This is a genomic window from Nonomuraea marmarensis (assembly GCF_043197025.1).
GTDB classification, from domain to species: Bacteria; Actinomycetota; Actinomycetes; order Streptosporangiales; family Streptosporangiaceae; genus Nonomuraea; species Nonomuraea marmarensis.
Window position 1 is genome coordinate 56,108 of sequence record NZ_JBICRM010000026.1, and the last position, 18,242, is coordinate 74,349.

General features: G+C 70.0%; 16 protein-coding genes and 1 pseudogene. 7 read left to right on the forward strand and 10 right to left on the reverse strand.

The features are described from left to right. Positions 1-124 precede the first annotated feature (124 nt). From ACFLIM_RS33815 to ACFLIM_RS33825, 3 genes are all read left to right on the forward strand, one after another. On the forward strand, positions 125-913 hold the full coding sequence (locus tag ACFLIM_RS33815) for a hypothetical protein (RefSeq protein WP_393172433.1): 789 nt from the start codon (positions 125-127) through the stop codon (positions 911-913). After that, positions 900-3,563 (forward strand): CHAT domain-containing protein, encoded by a 2,664-nt coding sequence (locus ACFLIM_RS33820; protein ID WP_393172435.1) that lies wholly within the window; start codon positions 900-902, stop codon positions 3,561-3,563. The genes ACFLIM_RS33815 and ACFLIM_RS33820 overlap by 14 nt, the downstream gene beginning before the upstream one ends. Before the next feature lie 147 nt (positions 3,564-3,710). After that, a complete protein-coding gene (locus ACFLIM_RS33825) occupies positions 3,711-4,301 on the forward strand; it encodes a hypothetical protein (RefSeq protein WP_393172436.1) in 591 nt (196 codons plus the stop codon). Positions 4,302-4,415: 114 nt separating this feature from the next. Here ACFLIM_RS33825 and ACFLIM_RS33830 read toward each other — a convergent pair whose 3' ends face one another. After that, complete coding sequence (locus ACFLIM_RS33830; RefSeq protein ID WP_393172437.1) at positions 4,416-4,682, reverse strand: hypothetical protein; 267 nt, start codon at positions 4,680-4,682, stop codon at positions 4,416-4,418. Positions 4,683-4,694: 12 nt separating this feature from the next. Continuing rightward, positions 4,695-5,099 (reverse strand): PPOX class F420-dependent oxidoreductase, encoded by a 405-nt coding sequence (locus ACFLIM_RS33835; protein WP_393172438.1) that lies wholly within the window; start codon positions 5,097-5,099, stop codon positions 4,695-4,697. 178 nt (positions 5,100-5,277) lie between these two features. On the opposite strand from ACFLIM_RS33835, the gene ACFLIM_RS33840 reads away from it, so the two are divergent. After that, positions 5,278-6,360, forward strand: coding sequence for a DmpA family aminopeptidase (locus ACFLIM_RS33840; RefSeq protein ID WP_393172439.1), 1,083 nt, complete (start codon positions 5,278-5,280; stop codon positions 6,358-6,360). A gap of 16 nt (positions 6,361-6,376) precedes the next feature. Here the strand turns inward: ACFLIM_RS33840 and ACFLIM_RS33845 are convergent, their stop codons facing one another. Continuing rightward, the gene (locus tag ACFLIM_RS33845; protein WP_393172440.1) at positions 6,377-6,913 is read right to left on the reverse strand and encodes a helix-turn-helix domain-containing protein; all 537 of its coding nucleotides are present in this window, start codon (positions 6,911-6,913) and stop codon (positions 6,377-6,379) included. Positions 6,914-6,993: 80 nt separating this feature from the next. Here ACFLIM_RS33845 and ACFLIM_RS33850 point away from each other — a divergent pair, with 80 nt between their 5' ends. Together ACFLIM_RS33850 and ACFLIM_RS33855 are read left to right on the forward strand one after the other, a co-directional pair. After that, positions 6,994-8,127 (forward strand): aminotransferase class V-fold PLP-dependent enzyme, encoded by a 1,134-nt coding sequence (locus ACFLIM_RS33850; protein WP_393172441.1) that lies wholly within the window; start codon positions 6,994-6,996, stop codon positions 8,125-8,127. Between the two features lie 22 nt (positions 8,128-8,149). Further along, positions 8,150-9,523, forward strand: a complete 1,374-nt coding sequence (locus tag ACFLIM_RS33855; RefSeq protein WP_393172442.1) for an amino acid permease — start codon at positions 8,150-8,152, stop codon at positions 9,521-9,523. A gap of 43 nt (positions 9,524-9,566) precedes the next feature. On the opposite strand, the gene ACFLIM_RS33860 is transcribed toward ACFLIM_RS33855, so the two are convergent. The 7 genes from ACFLIM_RS33860 to ACFLIM_RS33890 form a co-directional block, all read right to left on the reverse strand. Further along, positions 9,567-11,135, reverse strand: a complete 1,569-nt coding sequence (locus ACFLIM_RS33860; RefSeq protein ID WP_393172443.1) for an alkaline phosphatase D family protein — start codon at positions 11,133-11,135, stop codon at positions 9,567-9,569. A gap of 75 nt (positions 11,136-11,210) precedes the next feature. Further along, entirely contained in the window at positions 11,211-13,133 is a 1,923-nt protein-coding gene (locus ACFLIM_RS33865) for a primary-amine oxidase (RefSeq protein WP_393172444.1), read from the reverse strand. Then, the gene (locus tag ACFLIM_RS33870; protein ID WP_393172445.1) at positions 13,130-14,593 is read right to left on the reverse strand and encodes an APC family permease; all 1,464 of its coding nucleotides are present in this window, start codon (positions 14,591-14,593) and stop codon (positions 13,130-13,132) included. The genes ACFLIM_RS33865 and ACFLIM_RS33870 overlap by 4 nt, the downstream gene beginning before the upstream one ends. Beyond that, positions 14,586-15,269, reverse strand: a complete 684-nt coding sequence (locus ACFLIM_RS33875) for an ABC transporter ATP-binding protein (protein WP_393172446.1) — start codon at positions 15,267-15,269, stop codon at positions 14,586-14,588. Before ACFLIM_RS33875 ends, ACFLIM_RS33870 begins: the two co-directional genes overlap by 8 nt. A gap of 12 nt (positions 15,270-15,281) precedes the next feature. Then, a complete protein-coding gene (locus tag ACFLIM_RS33880; RefSeq protein ID WP_393172447.1) occupies positions 15,282-15,824 on the reverse strand; it encodes an FtsX-like permease family protein in 543 nt (180 codons plus the stop codon). Beyond that, positions 15,821-16,771 (reverse strand): FtsX-like permease family protein, encoded by a 951-nt coding sequence (locus ACFLIM_RS33885; protein ID WP_393172448.1) that lies wholly within the window; start codon positions 16,769-16,771, stop codon positions 15,821-15,823. The genes ACFLIM_RS33880 and ACFLIM_RS33885 overlap by 4 nt, the downstream gene beginning before the upstream one ends. 149 nt (positions 16,772-16,920) lie before the next feature. Next, entirely contained in the window at positions 16,921-17,757 is an 837-nt protein-coding gene (locus ACFLIM_RS33890) for a class I SAM-dependent methyltransferase (protein ID WP_393172449.1), read from the reverse strand. Positions 17,758-17,863: 106 nt separating this feature from the next. Here ACFLIM_RS33890 and ACFLIM_RS33895 point away from each other — a divergent pair. Beyond that, positions 17,864-18,106 (forward strand): annotated as a pseudogene (locus ACFLIM_RS33895) (DUF2332 family protein); the annotation flags it as partial. Positions 18,107-18,242 lie beyond the last annotated feature (136 nt).

Sequence of the window (18,242 nt, forward strand, 5' to 3'; positions counted from 1 at the left end):
CTATCTGCGACGACAGCTCCAGGCCGGTGAAACTTTCAAGGACACCCTCGTTGACGTCGTCACGATGGGCGGAGGACGATGCGGATTGATCCGTAGCCGTGGTGCCTGAACCGCAGGAGGAACGATGGCGACCGCTTCGGTCAGATCCCCGGCGCTGCTCCTCATCGCGGTCAGCCGGATTTACCCCACGTTGGCGGATCGCCTGGCTCCCGCCGAGTGGCGGGAGATTCGCCCCGAACTCGACTCCGCGATCGCGATCCTGGCCGATTCCACCCGTTCTTCCGACCATCCCGCTGCCACGGTTGCCGTGATTCGCCTGCTTTCCCGGTCCGCCGCCGGCCGGGAAATGCTGGGCGGGCGGCTGGCGGCCCAGGACGCCGTGCTCGGCCTGGGCGCTGTTCCACAGGTGCTGGCGGCATTGGATCTGGACGCACCGCCGGCCACCTCGTCCTCATCGGAACGCGGAGTCACTCTCGGACCGGGTGGCGTGGGCGGCGGCAAGAGCTTCAAACTGAAGAACTTCCGGTTGGACTTCCTCGAATTGATCAAGATCGGGTCGTCGGCCGCGGTCTCGCTGCAGGCCATTCTCGGAAATCCGAGCCCGGTGGTGATCGCGGCAAGCGTGCTCACCGTCGTTCAGTCCCTGATGGCGTCGACCACGACGGCGATCGGCGAGGACGAGGCCAGCCTGTTCTGGTCCTTCATCCAGACGGCCGGCGACCGCGACGACAAGACCGCGACCGAAGCCGAGCTGCGGGCGGCGTCCGACCAGCATCGCCGGGAGTTCGGGCTGGAGCCGTTCACGCCGACCGGGTTCGTCAAGGCGCTGAAAACGCTCGAAGCCCTCTCCAGCATCGTTCCGGCGGGCGAGGCGCGCTGGCGGCTGACCGAGTCGTACCGTGTCTCCGGGTAGCGCCGCCGACCTCGTCCGCCAGGCCCGCGAGCGGCTCGAGGCGAGCCCCGACGAGGCCATCCGGCAGTTCCGCGACGCGGTTGCGCTGCTGAGGAAGGTGAAGACGGGCGAGGACGCCGTGACGAAAGCGGAGGCGTTGGTGAGCCTCGGCAAGGCCTACATGGCACGGCAGGCAGGGGTACGGGCGGACAACGTCGAGCAGGCCATCAAGTGGTACGACGCGGCACTGCGGTTCCTGTACCACCGCCCGTTCCGCGGCACCGCGGACGATCATCTCATCAGTGAGTCCGAGCGGGTCAGGGCGCTGCTGGCGATCGCGTACGACGAACGTGTGCTGGGCTCGCGAGAGGAGAACCTCAGCCGCATCCTGGTACACACCGACTCCGTGGACCTGGACGACGAGGAGGACACCGAGCTTCGAGCCATGACGCGGATGCTGCGCGGCAAGGCGTACCGGGACCGGAGCGATGCCCAGGGCCTAGGGGTGATCGATCACGACACCGCCCTTTACTTCTTCCGCGACGCGTTGCGTCAGCTCGACGGCCGTGAGGAGACACGCACCTGGGCGGACGTCCACCTGGAGATCGGAAAGACACTGCTGCGGCCGGCCGCCGGCCGCGACGACACACCCTGGACCGACGCCGCGGAGCATCTCCAGAAAGCCTTGGACGGGTACGCCCGGATCGGCTGGGCCGTCGGGATCGCCGCGGTTCACGAGCAGCTCGGCAACTACTGTCTGCGCCGCGACGGCACCGATTTCCGCGAGAAGGCACTGGACCACTACTCGCTGGCCGTGCGGCACCTGAGCCCGGACGACAACCCGACGCAGTGGGCGCAGGTCCAGGCCGCGATGGCGCGACTGGCGCTCGACGGTGGCAGCGACGCCATCGACGTCGCACTGTCCCATTTCGCCTCCGCGCTCGACGCGCTGACCCGCTCGGAACACGCGGCCATGCGTCTGACGGCCCTGATCGAGCCGGCCTTTCTCCAGCTGGACGCGGGCCGATGGGAGAGCGCGGCGGCGTCTTTCGAGGAGGCACTGGAGCTCGCGCTCGCAGGGGTGAACCAGGCGAAGACCATGACCGGGCGGCGCGCCGCCGTGAGCGACATATCGGACCTGGCGCACGGTCTGGCCTACTCCCACTACCGGAGGGGAAATCTTGACGAGGCCGTCATCGCCCTGGAGTCCGGCCGAGCTCGGCTACTCGCCGAGACGCTGCAATGGACCGACCCCGACGGCGCCGCGCTGACCGCCGCGCAACGCCGGCAACTCGCCCGCATCACCCGGAGGATCCAGGAACTCGAGTCCGCCCAATACGGCGGCATGAGCTCCGTCGAGGGCAACGACCGGCTGGGGGTCCTGCGCGCGCGGCGCAACACGATCGTGGACCGGATCCAGCGCAGCCAACGGCGCCACGCGGCACCGAAGAGGCCGGAGCTCTCGGAGATCGCCCCCGACGAACCAGGAACCGCTCTGGTCGTGCCCCTCATCGGTCCGGTCGGAAGCACGATCTTCATCCTGACCGCCGCGGACCGGCACGTCGCGCCGGAAAACGTGCTCGAACTCCCTGAGAACACCGCCGCGGAGATCGACCGATGGCTTGGCGGCGGCGACACGTCGCCCGGATGGCTGCACGCGTACCAGCACCGCAATGACGGTGCGATGCAGCAAGAGCTCTGGCGCACCGTCATGCTGGACGTCTGCGGCGACCTGTGGGACACCTTCGCGGGCAGACTGTGGGACAGACTGCGAGAGCTCGGGATATCCCGGGTCACCTTCGTTCCCACCGCCGGGCTGCAGTTCTTGCCGCTCCACGCCGCCGCCCCACGCGGCCCCGGCCCGGCTCGCTCCTTCATGGACGACGTCACGGTCACCTATGCGCCGTCGGCGTACGTCTTGGCGGTGTCGAAACGACGCGGCACGGCCCGTACGATCAGGGGCCCGGCTCTCCTCGCCGGAGTCACCCGCTACGAGGAGTTGCCGCCGTTGCCGAGCGTCAAGGACGAACTCGACCTGATCGGCGCCGCGCTCGGATCGAGCACGATATTGCTGGACGAACAGGCGAGCCGGAAGCAAGTACTCCGCCAGCTGGCCGGCGCGTCGATCGTGCACCTCGCCTGCCACGGTGCGGCGTGGGCGCTCGGCGGCGCGATCTTCCGCATGGCCTGGTCGCCGCCGCCGGTGTTGCATCTCTGGAACGAGGGTTTGTCGTTCCAGGACATCCTGCTGCAGGACCTGCACAAGGTGCGGCTGGTCTGCCTGTCGGCCTGCGACACCGGCATGGTGGACGAAAGTCTTCCCTGGGACGAGTTCGAAGGCTTGGCCAATGTGTTCCTGCAAGCCGGAGCGGCGGCCGTGGTCAGCAGCCTGTGGGCGGTGGACGACCGCAGCACCGCGCTGCTGATGCAGCGCTTCTACGAAAACCTGCGACAGCGCGATCAGGACCCGGCGGCCGCGCTCCGGGCGGCACAGCTCTGGCTGCGCGACAGCACCCGTGCTTCGCTGGCCGCGGTGTACGAGCAGCGGATCGAGGAAGGGCACGGCCAGTTCGTGGACGCGTACTCGGACCTGGCGCTCGGCGGTGACGGCGACGAACGTCCCTACGCGCATCCGTTCTACTGGGCGCCGTTCACCCTGACCGGGCAGTAGGCGTCTCGCGATACTCCGGCGATGTCGTCGCTGCGGGTGTGGGCGCCGCTCGTCCATGCCCGTCAACCGGACCATGCTCCCAAGATTTTGGACCTCCTGGACCCGGGACCTCGCCGGCCATCCGGCGGGGTGGCGATAGTCGGGGCCATGGCTGACATCCCTTCCGCACCCGGCACCCCGGTCGAGACGCCGCCGTCCCCGGTGAGCCGCGTGCTGCTGGCCCTCGCGCACCGGTGGCCCACCTGGTGCGGCCTGTTGTTCATGGTCTTCAACGCCCTGGACATGGAGGACGGCCGCAGCTCGGCGCTCATCGTGTTCCTGGCAGCGCTCATCTACCTGGCCACGGCGGTGGTCGGCAGGCCGGGCGTGGTCTGGCCTCTGTTCGGCATCTCTCTGGTGGCGGTGACGTTGCTGCGACTGCTGGACGTGGATCCGTGGCCCGCGCTGGTCGCCAGCGCGGTCTCCATCACCGTCCTCGGCCTGGTGGGCGGTCTGCTGCACAAGCCCTGGCTCACCGCCGCGCAGTTCCCGGCCATGCTGGTCTTCGGCGCGGCCGCTCTGGTCGCGCTGTCGATGTCCCCCGAGCTCGGCGGCTACCTCGTCGCCGCGGCCCTGATCGGCCACGCCACGCTGGACGTGGTCGTCTGGCGGAAGGGCGAGGTCGTGACCCGCTCGCTCGCCGAGTTCTGCGCCGTCCTCGACTTCACGCTCGGCGTGGCCATCCTGCTCCTCGCCTGACCCCACGCATCCTCGGGAGGATGCGGGCAGGGAGATCATGCGCCCTGGAGGATCGTCCATCCGTGGGCGGGCACGAGGCACTGGTCGGCCAGGAGGAACGGCTCGACATCCTCGTCACCCAGATCGCCGACGCCCCACGATAAGGGGCGCTGATTCACCCCGGCGGCGTAGCCGGAGTGCGGTGACCACGAGCAGGGCGACCGCTCCCGTCGTGAAGACGATGTCGCCGACCAGGTCGACCGCCGGGCTCGCGGGCGCGATCGTTTTCCAGGGAAAGCAGTGCCAGGCATAGGTGAGCATGGCTCCCCCGGCGAGCGCCAGCCGATGGGCCTCTGACCAGCCGGTACGGTGCGACCAGCGGGCAATCAAGGTCAGGACCACGGCGAATCCGCGTCAGTGCACGTTGCGGGAGTTGTAACCGGGCTCGTCGATGTTCCATGCGACGATCCGTCGCGGCTGCAGGCGGAAGATCTCGTCGTCGAAGAACACCATCAGCGGCTGGTCGAGGGACACGATCGCGGCGCGGCCCCGGATCTCGATGCCTCTGCCCCGCTGGCCAAAGGGATTGGGTTCCTTCGACTCGTCGTCGACGACGAACGAGACCCGCGGATCGGCCCGGACGTTGCGATACTTCTGACTGCGGGCAAAGGCGGGACCGCCAATATCGATGGTCGCGGTGCCTGGGCTGAGCCTGAATGCGACAGGGTGGAGGTGCGGCGCTCCGCCGGGGCCGATGGTGGCCAGGCGTCCCAGGGGATGCTCGACGAGGTACGCGTATTCCGCGTCGGTAAAGATCATGCCATCAGCCTGCTACCTCAACAGCCCTTGAGGTCAACCTCATGTCGCGCGACTGACGCTGTGCGCCGCTGCACCCTTATCGAGGCAACATTGGTTCGGCAACGTACTCGGCGGACTGGAGATCGCAATGCCCTTCCCGACAGGTGATCCAATCGCACGAGCCCGGGACCTCGGGATCGTGATCGGCACCGGCCGTCCCGGGCCGCACAACGCGATCACCGACGTGGCCGGGGTCATGGTGGGGCATACCACCCTCATCTCGGGTGCCGGAGGTCTGCGGGTCGGCCACGGCCCGGTACGCACCGGGGTCACCGTCATCAGGCCACGGGCCGAGCAGCTCTGGGAGCATCCGGTCTTCGCGGGCTACCACCGCTTGAACGGTGCGGGCGAGATGACCGGCACGCATTGGATAGCCGAGATGGGGCGCCTGACGACCCCCATCGGACTGACGAACACCCACAGCGTCGGCGTCGTCCGGGACGCGCTGGTCGCCGTGGAGGTGCGGGATCGCGATCTCACCCAACCGTTCTTCAGCCTGCCGGTCGTGGCTGAGACGTGGGACGGGGTCCTCAACGACGTCAACGGCTTCCATGTCAGACCCGAGCACGTCCTCCAAGCCTTCGACAACGCCGCCGGTGGAGCGGTGGCCGAGGGCAACGTCGGTGGCGGGACCGGAATGATCTGCCACGATTTCAAGGGGGGTATCGGCACCGCCTCACGGATCGTGCACGAAGAACGCGGCGGCTACACCGTCGGAGTGCTGGTGCAGGCCAACCACGGGCGGCGAGAGCGGCTCGTCGTCAACGGTGTGCCGGTCGGTCAGATCATCAACGGCGAGCAGGTGCCCGTTCCCCAACCGCCCGAGCTCCAGGGAGCGCCGAGACAGGGCGAGGGCTCGATCATCGTCGTCGTCGCCACCGACGCGCCGCTGCTGCCCCACCAGCTGACCCGCCTCGCCCAGCGCGCGGGTCTCGGGGTCGCCCGCCTGGGTGGAGTGGGTGAGCACCTCAGCGGCGATCTGTTCCTCGCCTTCTCCACCGGAAACGCACTCCAACCGAGTGACTTCGGTGCCGGCATACCGCTTTACCAGCCCGTCACCATGCTGGCGGACGCCCACATCACGCCCCTGTTCGATGCCGTCGTCGAGGCCACCGAGGAAGCCATCGTGAACGCGCTGATCGCCGCGGGCACCATGGCGGGCCGCGACGGGATCACCGCGCACGCATTGGACGGCCGGCGCCTCCGCGCGTTGCTGACATGACCACCAGATGACGGCCTCAGTAGCTGGGCGGGGTGGCGGCCACGAGGAAGTCGGCCGGTTCCGTGCCCGGGTTCAGGTAGCGGTGTGGCAGCGACGAGTCGAAGTAGCAGCTGTCCCCGGCCGCCAGCACGTGCTCGACCCCGGACACCTCCACGACGAGCCGCCCCCGCAGCACGAGCACGCACTCCTCGGACGGGTGCGACCACGGCTCGGCGGCCGACGACCCGCCGGGCACCAGGTGGCCCTCCAGCACTTCCAGCCGCCCGTGCCCGGGCGACACGCGGGTGTAGGTGACCCCGCCGGCCGGGGACCTGACCAGCATCCGCCCGTCCCGCCGGACCACGGCCACGGCGGTCGCGTCGGGCTCCCGGAACAGGCTGAAGAGCGGCAGGTCCAGCACCTTCGCGATCTTCCTGAGCGTCTCCAGGCTCGGATCGGCCAGGTCGCGCTCGACCTGGCTGATCAGCCCGCTCGACACGCCCGCCGCCGCGGCGAGCTGGGCGAGGGTCAGCCCGCGCTCGGTACGGAGCTCACGGATCCTGGCGCCAATCACCCGCCGATCCTACCCTGGCGGCGTTAATGCTATTAAAGGCGTATTGACCTGGTTAAATCCCGCCGGATATGGTGCCCGAAATGTCGTACATGTTGAATGCCACCCAGTTCCGGGCCGAGTTCCCCTCCCTGGTCGACGCCGTGCACCTGGCGAGCTGCAGCCAGGGCGCCCTGTCGTCGCGGCTCGCGTACGCGCTCCAGGAGATCGGCCACTCGCTGCGGGACAGGGGCGCCCCCTGGGAGTCGTGGATGGCGGAGGTCGGCCGGGCCAGGGAGCGGTTCGCCCGGCTCATCGGCGCAGAGGCGGACGAGGTGGCCGTGTTGTCGTGCGCCTCGGAGGCCGCCTTCCAGGCCGCCTCGTCGCTCGACTGGTCGTACCGCCCCGGCATCGTCACCAACGACCTGGAGTTCCCGTCGATCGCGCACGTGTGGCTGGCCCAGGGCCAGCGCGGCGCCAAGGTCAGGGTGGCCGCCGACACCGGCGAGAACGTCGCGGCCGAGGCGTACGAGCAGGTCATCGACGAGAGCGTCAACCTGGTGTCCGTGCCGCTGCACACCTACCGCAACGGCGCCCGCCTCCCGGTCGAGGACGTCGTACGGCTGGCGCACGACCAGGGCGCGCGGGTGTTCGTGGACGCCTACCAGGGCACCGGCGTCACCCCGATCGACGTCAAGCGGCTCGGCTGCGACTACCTGGCGTCCGGATCGCTCAAATACCTGCTCGGCCTGCCCGGCATCGCGTTCCTCTACGTCCGCGGCGGCATGGAGCAGCAGCGCGAGCCCGAGCTCACCGGCTGGTTCGGCCGCACCGACCCGTTCGCGTTCGACACCCGGCTGCTCGACTTCCCCGGCGACGCCCGGCGCTTCGAGACCGGCACGCCGCCCATCCCGTCCGCGTACGCGGCCAACGCCGGGTTCGACCTCATCGAGCGGGTCGACCTGCACGCCGTACAGGAGCATGTGTCTAGCCTGGTCGAGGAGCTGGCGGAGCGGCTGGCGGCGGCTGGCGAGCGGGTGGCGAGCCCGGTCGGGGCGCGCGGCCCGCAGGTGGCCATCCGCGACGACGACCCGAACGGGCTGGCCGCCAGGCTGGCCGAGCGCCGCATCTGGACCGCGCCGCGGGGCGACCTGCTGCGGTTGTCCTTCCACTACTACAACGACCGGTCCGACGTGGACGCGGCCGTCGCAGCCATCAGCGCCTGCCGCAGGAGCTGATCACCCCCTCGAGAGGTCTCTTGTGGACAACGAATCCGGCCTGCAGCGCAGGCTGACCGGGCGCCAGCTCACCATGATCGGGCTGGGCGGCGCGATCGGCACCGGGCTGTTCCTCGGCTCCAGCCTGGCGATCTCCCAGGCCGGTCCGGCGACCATCGTCGCCTACGTCATCTGCGCGGGCGTCGCCCTGGTGATCGGCTGGTCGCTGGCCGAGATGGTCGTCGTCCATCCCGAGGCGGGCGCCTTCGGGGTCATCGCGCACCGGTACCTGGGCCCGTGGGCCGGGTTCGTGGTCCGCTGGACGTACTGGACGATCCAGGTCATCGCCATCGGCGGCGAGGTCATCGCGGCCGGGATCTACGTCCAGTTCTGGTGGCCGTCGCTGCCGCTGTGGCTGCCGGTCGTGGTCTTCTCGGCCGTCGTGCTGGTCATGAACGCCGCCGCGGTCAAGCTGTTCGGCGAGGTCGAGTACTGGTTTGCGATGATCAAGGTCGTCGCCATCATCGTGTTCATCCTGCTCGGCGTGCTCCTCATCACCGTCGGCCTCCCCGGCGCCGAGGCCACCGGCGTCTCGAACCTCACCGCGCACGACGGCTTCCTGCCCAACGGGATGAGCGGGCTGTTCCTGGCCATGGTGTTCGTGCTGTTCAGCTACATCGGCACCGAGGTCGTCTCGGTCACCGCGGCCGAGTCGGAGAACCCGGTGCGCGACATCCCGCGCGCCGCCCGCCGCATGGTCACCCGGCTGGCGCTCTTCTACGTGCTCGCCATCGCGATCGTGCTCACCGTGGTGCCGTGGACCACCACCGCCCAGGGCGGCTCCGTCACCGAGAGCCCGTTCGTCCGGGTGTTCTCGGCCGCCGGCGTCCCGGCCGCGGCGACCATCATGAACTTCGTGGTGCTGACCGCCGCGTTGTCCAGCGCCAACACCAACCTCTACCTGACCACCAGGATGATGCACTCGCTCGCCGCCAACAGGTACGCCCCCGCCTGGACCGGCCGGCTCAGCGCCGCCGGCGTGCCGCGCAACGCGCTCGCCCTCTCAGCACTCGGCCTGGCGCTCGCCGCGGGTGTCTCGGCGGCCAGCGAGAGCGAGGCGTACCTGGCGCTGTTCGGCGTGTCGGTGTTCGGGGCGCTGGTGGTGTGGCTGCTGATCCTGGTGACGCACTACGCCTTCCGGCGCACTCGCGCCGCGCAGGGGCTGCCGGAGTCTCCGGTCCGGCTCTGGGGCGCGCCCGTCACGTCGGTGGTGGTGATGCTCTTCCTCGCCGCCGTGCTCGTCTCGACGCTGTTCATCGAGCCGCTGCGGCCGGCGTGGTGGGCGGGCGTCCCGTTCTTCGTGATCGTCAGCGCGGCGTATGTCGTCACGTCCCGCCGCGCGAAGTCACCGGTCTAGTCTCCGGTACGGCGGAGCGCGCGGCTCCGCCGTACCAGCGACGCTAGACCCTGACCGCCCCCGGGCGGCGGTCCTCCACGACGAACGAGGCGAACGTCGTGGCGGCGGCGTCGGCCCGGCTGACGGTGGGCACCATGCGCAGGTCGGTACGCCATTCGCGGTCGTCAAGGCGGCAGGTGACGTAGCCGCGGCGGTCACCGTCGAAGAACTTGATGTGCGGGTTCCACTTGATCATCGGCCCGTAGTAGGGCCCGTAGACCTCTTCGTCCCCGTTGGTGGAGATCGACGTGCCGACGAACTCCGTCGCCACGACCGGCGAGTCGGGCCGGTCGAAGTCCTGGTGGATGTCGTTGACGAATGTCGAGTGCCAGTCACCGGCGACCAGCATGGGGTTGCGGACCTTGGCCGAGACGAACGTGTCGGTGATCGCCTTGCGCGAGGCCGGGTAGCCGTCCCAGGCGTCGTGCCAGATGATGTCGCCGGTCGGGCCGTCGTGGTCCAGCCGGGCCATCATCACGCTCGTCGCGATCACGTTCCACCGGGCCTTCGACCCGCGCAGCCCGTCCAGCAGCCACTTCTCCTGCGTCGTGCCGAGCATGGTGCCCTTGGCCGGGTCGTTCCCGGCCTCGCACGCGGGGGCCTCGCCCCAGCCGCACGGCGGCGCGCTGCGGTACTGCCGGGTGTCCAGCAGGTCGATCTGCGCCAGGCGGCCCCAGGCGGAGCGGCCGTAGAGCAGCAGCGAGCCGTCCGCGCGGGGCAGCGACCGGCGGCTCACGGGCTGGTGCTCGTACCACGCCTTGTAGGCCGCGGCCCGGTTCGCGTCGATCGGGCCGTACGCGCCGGCGTAGTCGTTCGCCACCTCGTGGTCGTCCCAGGTGACCAGCCACGGGAAGCGGGCGTGGGTGCGCTGCAGGTCCGGGTCCGACTTGTACAGGGCGTACTGCATGCGCCAGCGGTCGAGGTCCTGCGGGCCGTCGCGCAGCACGTCCGGCGTCGGGGTCTTGCGCAGGCCGCCGTCGGCCGGCACGCCGTACTCGTACACGTAGTCACCGAGGTGGATCACCAGGTCGAGGTCCTCTTCGGCCATGCTCCGGTACGCCGAGTAGAAGCCGTGCGTCCAGTCCTGGCAGGAGGCGAAGGCGAAGCTCAGCGCGCCCCGCCCGCCGTGCTCGGAGGGCGCGGTACGGGTGCGGCCCACCTCGGAGACGTCGCCGCGGTAGCGGAAGCGGTAGTAGTAGTGCCGCTCCGGCTGCAGCCCGTCCACCTCGACGTGCACCGAGTGCGCCAGCTCGGGCAGCGCCGACACGGTGCCCTGCTTGACGACCTTCCGCATGTTCTCGTCCAGCGCGAGTTGCCACTCGACCGGCACCGCACGGCTCGGCATGCCGCCGTCGGGGCTGAACAGGTCGGGCGCGAGCCGGGTCCACAACACCACGCCGCCGGGCGTTGGGTCGCCCGAGGCGATGCCGAGTTTGAACGGGTACTCGCCGCCGCGCAGGGGCGGCGCCGCGAGCGCGGTGCCTTCGAGCGGGACCTGGCTGAGAGCGGCCAGCCCGGCGACGGTGCCGATGCCGGTGAGGAAGCCGCGACGGTGCAAGGGGTCAGAGTTCACCCCGACATCGCAGCGACCGCAGCCGACCATCAGGCGTCCCCCGGTGGGCGCGAACGTGACACTTCGCCCAAGAGGTCAGGAATGGTACGCCGCCCCGCGATCGCAGTGGCCTCCCGGCATGACGGTGGGGGCCAGGTCGATGGCGGGGTTGCGGTCGAAGAAGCCGGCGGGCTTGAGCGTGAAGCCGGTGTACTCGACCGGCATCACCGGAAAGTCCTCCGGGCGGCAGAAGTGGGTGGTGCCGGCGGTGTACCAGAGCACGATGTCGGTGTCCACGACCGGCCGGCCGGCGGCGGTCCACTCGGGCAGCCCCGCACCGCCAGGGTGCTGGTTGGGGAAGTCGCCCGCCGCCCTGCGCTCGTCCGCGCCGAACGGAGTCACCCACAGGTGCTTGGTCGCGAACGCCGCCCGCTTGCTGATCGACGCCGAGTCGTCGGCGAGCAGCACGGGCCCGACGTGCGTCGGCACCAGCTTGTACGCCACCGGCTCCCCCACGGCGTTCCGAGACCCGTGGTTCACGATCTTCCAGTAGCGGCCCTTCTCGGGAGCGGCCATGCGCTGCGCCTCCGCCTCGGTCTTCAGCAACGTCGCGGTGGCGGTGAAGGCGTTCCCGTACGGGTTGTCGGGCCCCACGGGGACACGGTCGGCGTCGATCTCGTAGACGGAGTTGAGCGTGCCGTCGAGGCACATGTCGAGCCGGAAGTTGAACAGGTGCTGGTGGTGCGGCCCGGCGAGCTCGGGGGTCACCAGGTTCGCGTAGGGGGCGGTGGTGCCGGGGACGACGGCCTGCGTCTGGATGATGCCGGTGAGCTTGACCTCGGCCTGGATGGTGCCGTCGAGGTAGAAGTACCAGAAGAAGCCGTACTCGTAGTTGCCGACGGTCGCGACGAACGACACGACCATCCGCCGCGACCTCCTGACCTCCGACTTCTCCGCCATCATGTCGAAGTGCTTCCAGAGGATGCCGTAGTCCTCCTCGTGCAGGCAGATCGCGTTGCGCAGCGTGGCGGGCACGCCGTCCTCGTTCACCATGACCGCGTCCAGGTAGACGATCTCGCCGAGGCAGTCGCAGCCGAGTTCGAGTGCGTTGGCCATCTTGCCGAGGCCGACGTCGCCGGCGTCGAAGGCGTTCTTCCACCAGTGGTTCATGCTGGTCGAGCCGTACGGGACGATCATCTCGGACAGGCTGGCGCGATAGACGAGGGGGCGGACGCGCTCGCCCTCGACGTAGCAGATCTCGTGCAACACCAGGCCCTCGATGGGGTGCATGGACACCCGCAGCTGCCACGGCCCCCAGCGCAGCGCGCCGTCGTCCACGGTGAAGCCGGGCCCGTCGGGCTGGACGATCTGCAGCGGCGCCAGCTCGCGCGTGCCCGAGTCGTAGCGGCCGGACGCGCGCGGCACCGGGATCACCGCGCCGTCCTGGAGTTCCACGATCTCGCCGGTGTCGCGGTCGAGCACTACGACGAGGTTCTCGATCGGGTGCGCGTAGGCGTTGTCGCCGGGCCCGTCCAGCACGTACGCGACGCAGCGGGCGAGCCGGCGGCCCTCGCCGTCCACGGGCAGCCCGAAGTTGCTCGCCGGCCAGGGGTCGATCTGGACCACCGACATGTCGGTGACCCCGCGCTTGGCGCACGCCGCCTGGAATCCCGGGTCCGCGCGCACCGTCTCGGCGTTGGCCAGCCACTCCTCCAGCATGATCGGCGGCTGCGCCGCGGGGGCGTGCTCGCAGGACACGAGCGCCCCGTCGGGCAGGCCGACCGTGACCATGCTGGTCCTGCCGATCTTCTTCTCGTAGGTGACCACCGTCACCTCGCGCGGGAGCGGCGTGCCGTCCCAGCCGAGCACGGCCTGCTTGGCGGGCTCGGCGAGCGCGCAGTAGGCGATGCGCGCCCCCGGGTCCACCGCGCCGGACGCCAGCGCCGCCCGGCAGGCCGCCGCGGCCTCCTCCTCGGTGAGCGGGGCGAGCGGGTGGCGTACAGAGATGCTGATGGTCATTGCGGGGTTCCTTCCGTGCCGAGCGTCGCGAGGTGAGCCAGCCGCTGGTCCTCCGAGAGCCGGGAGGCCGAGCGGCGGCCGAAGAAGTAGACCAGCCCGGCCACCACCAGCGTGACGCCGCAGATGACCGCGAGGTTCAGCATCCACGTACCGGCCGGGACGTCGGGGCTGAACGGGAGGGTGAAGGTGTAGTAGATGCCGGCCGTGGTGGCGAGGATCCCGATCCCGGATACGACGATAGCCACGGTCCGGCCGCCGGGAATGCGCCAGAAGGTGTCGTTCGCGTACCGGTCGGCGTACCGGAACCTCGCGACGATGACCGGGACGAGGAAGAAGTAGCCGGACGCGAGCCACAAAACGGTCAGCGCGCCCTGGAGGCTGAGGAAGACGGTCGTGAGCGACTGCTGCGAGTACAGGATGACCACCCCGACCGACGAGATCGCCCCCTGGATGAGCAGCGCCGTGACCGGGTTCCTGGTGCGCGCGTTGAGGTGGGTGAACAGGCGCGGCAGGTGCTTCTCCAGCCCGGAGACGAACACCAGCCGCGAGTACGCCGACTGGTAGATCGTGAAGGCGGTCAGGCTGATCAGCGCGATGCCGACGGCCGCGACCGACTGCAGCCAGCCCGCGCCGAGTTCCCCGAACACCCGGGCCACGCCCGTGACCGGGTCGATCTTGTCGGCCGGGGTGGACAACAGGACGCCCGCGGTCGCCAGCAGGTAGCCGACGGCGAGCGCGACCGAGCCCGCCCACACCATGCGCTTGGCGCTCGACCCCTGCGTGAACTCCGCGCCCATGTTGAACGGCGTCTCCACGCCGACCAGGTAGAGCAGCACGATGCCGAAGATCCACCCGTACGTGCCGAAGTCCACCGTGACCAGGTTCTCGACCGGCACGGCGGGGCCGCCGTTGCCCAGCGCCACCGCCAGGCCCGCGACGAACACCCCGATCACGAGCAGGGCGTAGAAGACGAACACCCCGTTGGAGACGTTCTGGGTGAGGCGCAACCGGCGCAGCGCGAAGGCGACGCAGGCCCACAGCAGCACGAGCTGCAGCACGATGTTGGCGGTCAGGCTGAGGTTCCAGCCGAAGGCCAGCGACAGGTACGACACCGCCGCGGCCGGCGTGATCATGCCAGAGAGGATCACCGGGATCCACGACAGGAACCCGCCGAGGAACGCCCACCGTTCGGACAACGTGTGGTACGCCCACACGTATACACCTCCCTGGGCCGGCCAGAGGCCGGACAGTTCGAGCACCGCGAGCGCGGCCGGGACGAGGAACACCGCGAACCCGATGACCCACATCGACATGGACGCCCAGCCGCCGCCCGCGATGATCGACGCGCCAGAGACGAAGAAGATGATGAACACGTAGACGGCGACCAGGTCGAAGGTGCGCAGGACCTTCGGCAGCACCTGGTCGGGAACGATCTCGCTGAGCAGGCGGGATTCACTCATGGTTCTCCTCGGTGATCCGTCCGCCGGACATGCGCAGCACGCGGGTGGCGTGCCCGGCGACCATCGGGTCGTGGGTGGAGGCGACGACCGTCACGCCCAGCCGGGCGCACAGGTCCTGGAGCAACGCGACCACCGACTCCCCTGTGCGCTGGTCGAGGTTGGCGGTGGGCTCGTCGGCGAGCACCACCGAAGGCGAGCCGATCAGCGCCCGCGCGATCGCGGTCCGCTGCTGCTCGCCGCCCGACATGCGGCCAGGGCGGTGACTCGCGCGGTGCCCCAGCCCCACGAGGTCGAGCAGGTCGAGGGCGCGGCGGCGGACCGAGGCCCGATCGACGGGCTCGAACATCAGCGGCAGCTCCACGTTCTCCACCGCCGACAGGAACGGGATCAGGTTGTAGGACTGGAAGATGAAGCCGATCGTCGAATGGCGCAGCGCCGCGAACTGGCTCTCGGTCAGCCCCGACGTCGGCCGCCCGGCTATGTGGACCTCGCCCTTGGTCGGCCGGTCCAGCCCGCCGAGCAGGTGCAGCAGCGTCGACTTCCCGCTCCCGCTCGGCCCCATCAGCGCGACGAATTCTCCCTCCGAAGCGGTCAGGCTCACGTCCACGACCGCCCGGACCACCTCGTCACCGACCTGGAACAACTTCCAGGCGTTCTCGACCTGCACGGTTGCCACCGAATCGTCCTTTCAGTCGGTGAGGGACGCCAACGGCGGCCGGCGGGCCGCCCGCCAGGCGGGCACGGCGCTGGCCGCGGCGGCCGCCAGCGTGGCGGCGGACACCGCGGCGAGCGCTCCGAGCAGCGCGATCCCGGGCAGGAACGGCACGTCGGCCAGCCCGCCCAGCGCCATGCCCGCCGTCGCGGCGAGCCCGAGCAGCGCCCCCGCCGCCGCCCCGGCCGCCGCCGTGGCGACCGGCTCGGCGAGCAGCCCCCACACGATCGTCCGGTACGGCACGCCGAACGCGCTCAGGACACCGATCTCCCTGGTCCGCTGCACCACCGACCGGGTGGCCGCGATGGCCACCTCGACGGCCCCGACCAGCAGCACGAGCACGGCGATGACCACGGAGGCCCGGCTCATGTCGCCGAACTCCTGCGTGCGCAACCCGGGGAGCAACCCGACCACCAGCACGAGCAGGAACGCCCCCGTCGCGACGGTCGCGGCAGGCAACGCCAGCACCCGGCTCCTGCGGCGCACGGCCAGCCACCCGTACGCCAGCCCCCGCCTCACGCGTGCTCCACGAGCAGGGCGACCGGCCGCTGCTGGAGCAACCGGTGGACGGGGACGAGCGCGGCCACGATGCCGAGCGCGGGAAGGTACATGGCGACCAGCCCCGCCGCCGTCAGCCAGGCCCCGAGCCCGAAGAACGCCGGCAGCAACACGGCCACGACCACGCCCCCGGCGAGCACCCCGACCAGGTACGCCGCGGCGAACACGAGCAGCGACTCGACCATGAAGAAGTACAGGACCTCGTCGGACAGCCCGACGCTCGACATGATCCCGAACTCGCGCCGCCGCTCGTGCACGGAGGCCATGAACCCGGTGACCGCGATCACGAACCCGAGGACCAGGCCCGCCTGCCCGATCAGGCCGAGCACGGAGGATTCGACCTGCCCGCCGAGCAGCGCGGCGTACTTCTGCTCGAACCCGACGAACGACCCGCGCCCCGCGTCGTTCCGCGTGGCGTAGATCAGGCCGCCCTGACCCGGGATGGGAGCGATGGCCGGATCGGAGACCACGCGCAGGCCGGTGGCGGCGGCGACCTCGTCCGGGGTCGCGTCGGTGGTGAGCGTCGCCCACCCGGAGCCGCCGTCGCGGGTGATGTCGATGTTCCAGCCGGGCGGGACGTTCAGCTCGGCCAGCGGCCCGGTCGGGACGAGCGCGCCGGAGCCGTAACGCACGCCGCCGTCCGGGACCACCCAGTAGGGCGCGCCGTCCACCGCCCTGGTGACCGCGGCGACGCCCGCGTCCTGGTGTCCGGCGGCGATCGTACGCACCACCACGACCGCGGCGATCGCCAGCCCGATGCCCAGCACGGACAGCAGCGCCCGCTCGGGCCTGCGCCGCAGGTTGGCCAGCGCGAACCTGAGCAGCCGGGAAAAGGTGGAGTCAGTTGAACCGGAAACGTGATCGAGAGGCTTGTGGGGGATGACCGGAGGGTCTGCGAGGTGTGTCATTTCACCCCAACCAGTTGGTGCCGTGTGACTCAGGATGCGGTCGATGACGTTGCCCGGCGATGAGGGCCAGAATAAATCGTTGTTACACGCCAGCTCCGACCTGCCTGACCCCCGACCCGAGAACCACGCCCACGCTCAAAGGGCCAGGCTCAGGGGCGGGTGGCGCTCACCAGCCAGACGGCGCCCGGGATGCGTACCCCCTCTGAGGTCTCGTACGTCCCGAGCCCGGCCCGCAGTTCCTCCCGCGCCCGTTCGACGACGGCCTGGTCGACCCCTTTCAGGTTGAAGCGGACCGGTCCCTGGCTGAGGATGAACTCCGCCGCGGCGGTGGCGTCGCGACCGTAGTCCATCAGCGCAGTGACCGGAGTGACGCCCACGTCGGCGAACCCGGCCTCATCGAGCACCTCGTGGATGCGGGCCGGGTCGACCAGGGATCCCATCCCCTGCGCGGCGGGCGACGGCCCGCGCATCAGCGGCTTCAGCGCCGCGGTGGCACGGGCGTAGTCACTGTCGGGAGTACCGCCCTGCGGGCCCATGAACGTGAGCCGCCCACCTGGCCGCAGCCCTCGCCGGATGTTGGCGAATGCGGCCACCATGTCCCCGAAGAACATCACCCCGCCCCGGCTGATCGCGACGTCGAAGCCGCCGCCGGGAAAGGGATGGACCTGGGCGTCCCCCTGCTCGAACCCGACATTGGCGATGCCCTGCTCCGCCGCATCGGCGCGAGCGCGTTCCAGCATCGGTTCCGAGATGTCGACGCCGACGACGTACCCTCGGGACGCCTGGCGTGCCGCCAGCAGCGTGACCAGGCCGGTACCACAGCCGATGTCGAGGACGCGGTCGTCCGCCTCGATGGCGGCGACCCGGAAGAAGTCGTCGTTGAAGGCGGCGACGATCGCGTTGTAACGGGCGGCATCGTTCGCCCAGTTGACGCCTTCCCAGCCGTTCCACGCCTCCGCGTGCTGGGTGTTGGCAATGGCCTGCATGGTTTCCTCCTGCGTTCGTGTGCCGGGTTGAGGTGACCACTATAACTAGAGTTGAACTCTAGAGACAAGCTACAGCAACGTCGGCGGGCCGAGCGCGGACGCGCCGGTGGCCCTTGTCGGGCCGCTGGCGTTGCTGGAGGTCGGAGCCTCCGCCGGGCTGTGCCTGCTGCCCGATCGCTACCGCTACGACTACGACGGACGCCCGGCCAGGACCGTCGACAGCCCGTTGACGCTGCGGTGCCACATCGAGGGCGAGCCACACCCCGTCCAGCCGGGGGCGGTAACCATTGCGTGGCGAGCCGGCATCGACCTCAACCCGCTCGACGTCATCAACCCGGACGACGTCCGATGGCTGCGCTCCACGGCGGCTGGCTACGCTGGCTGGCCGCGCCGACCGTCCAGCCACCGTATGGGGACAAATCGTAATGATCGACTGAAAGGTCGCAAATATGCCGTCTGTTCGCCAAGAACGGTTCACCGGGAGG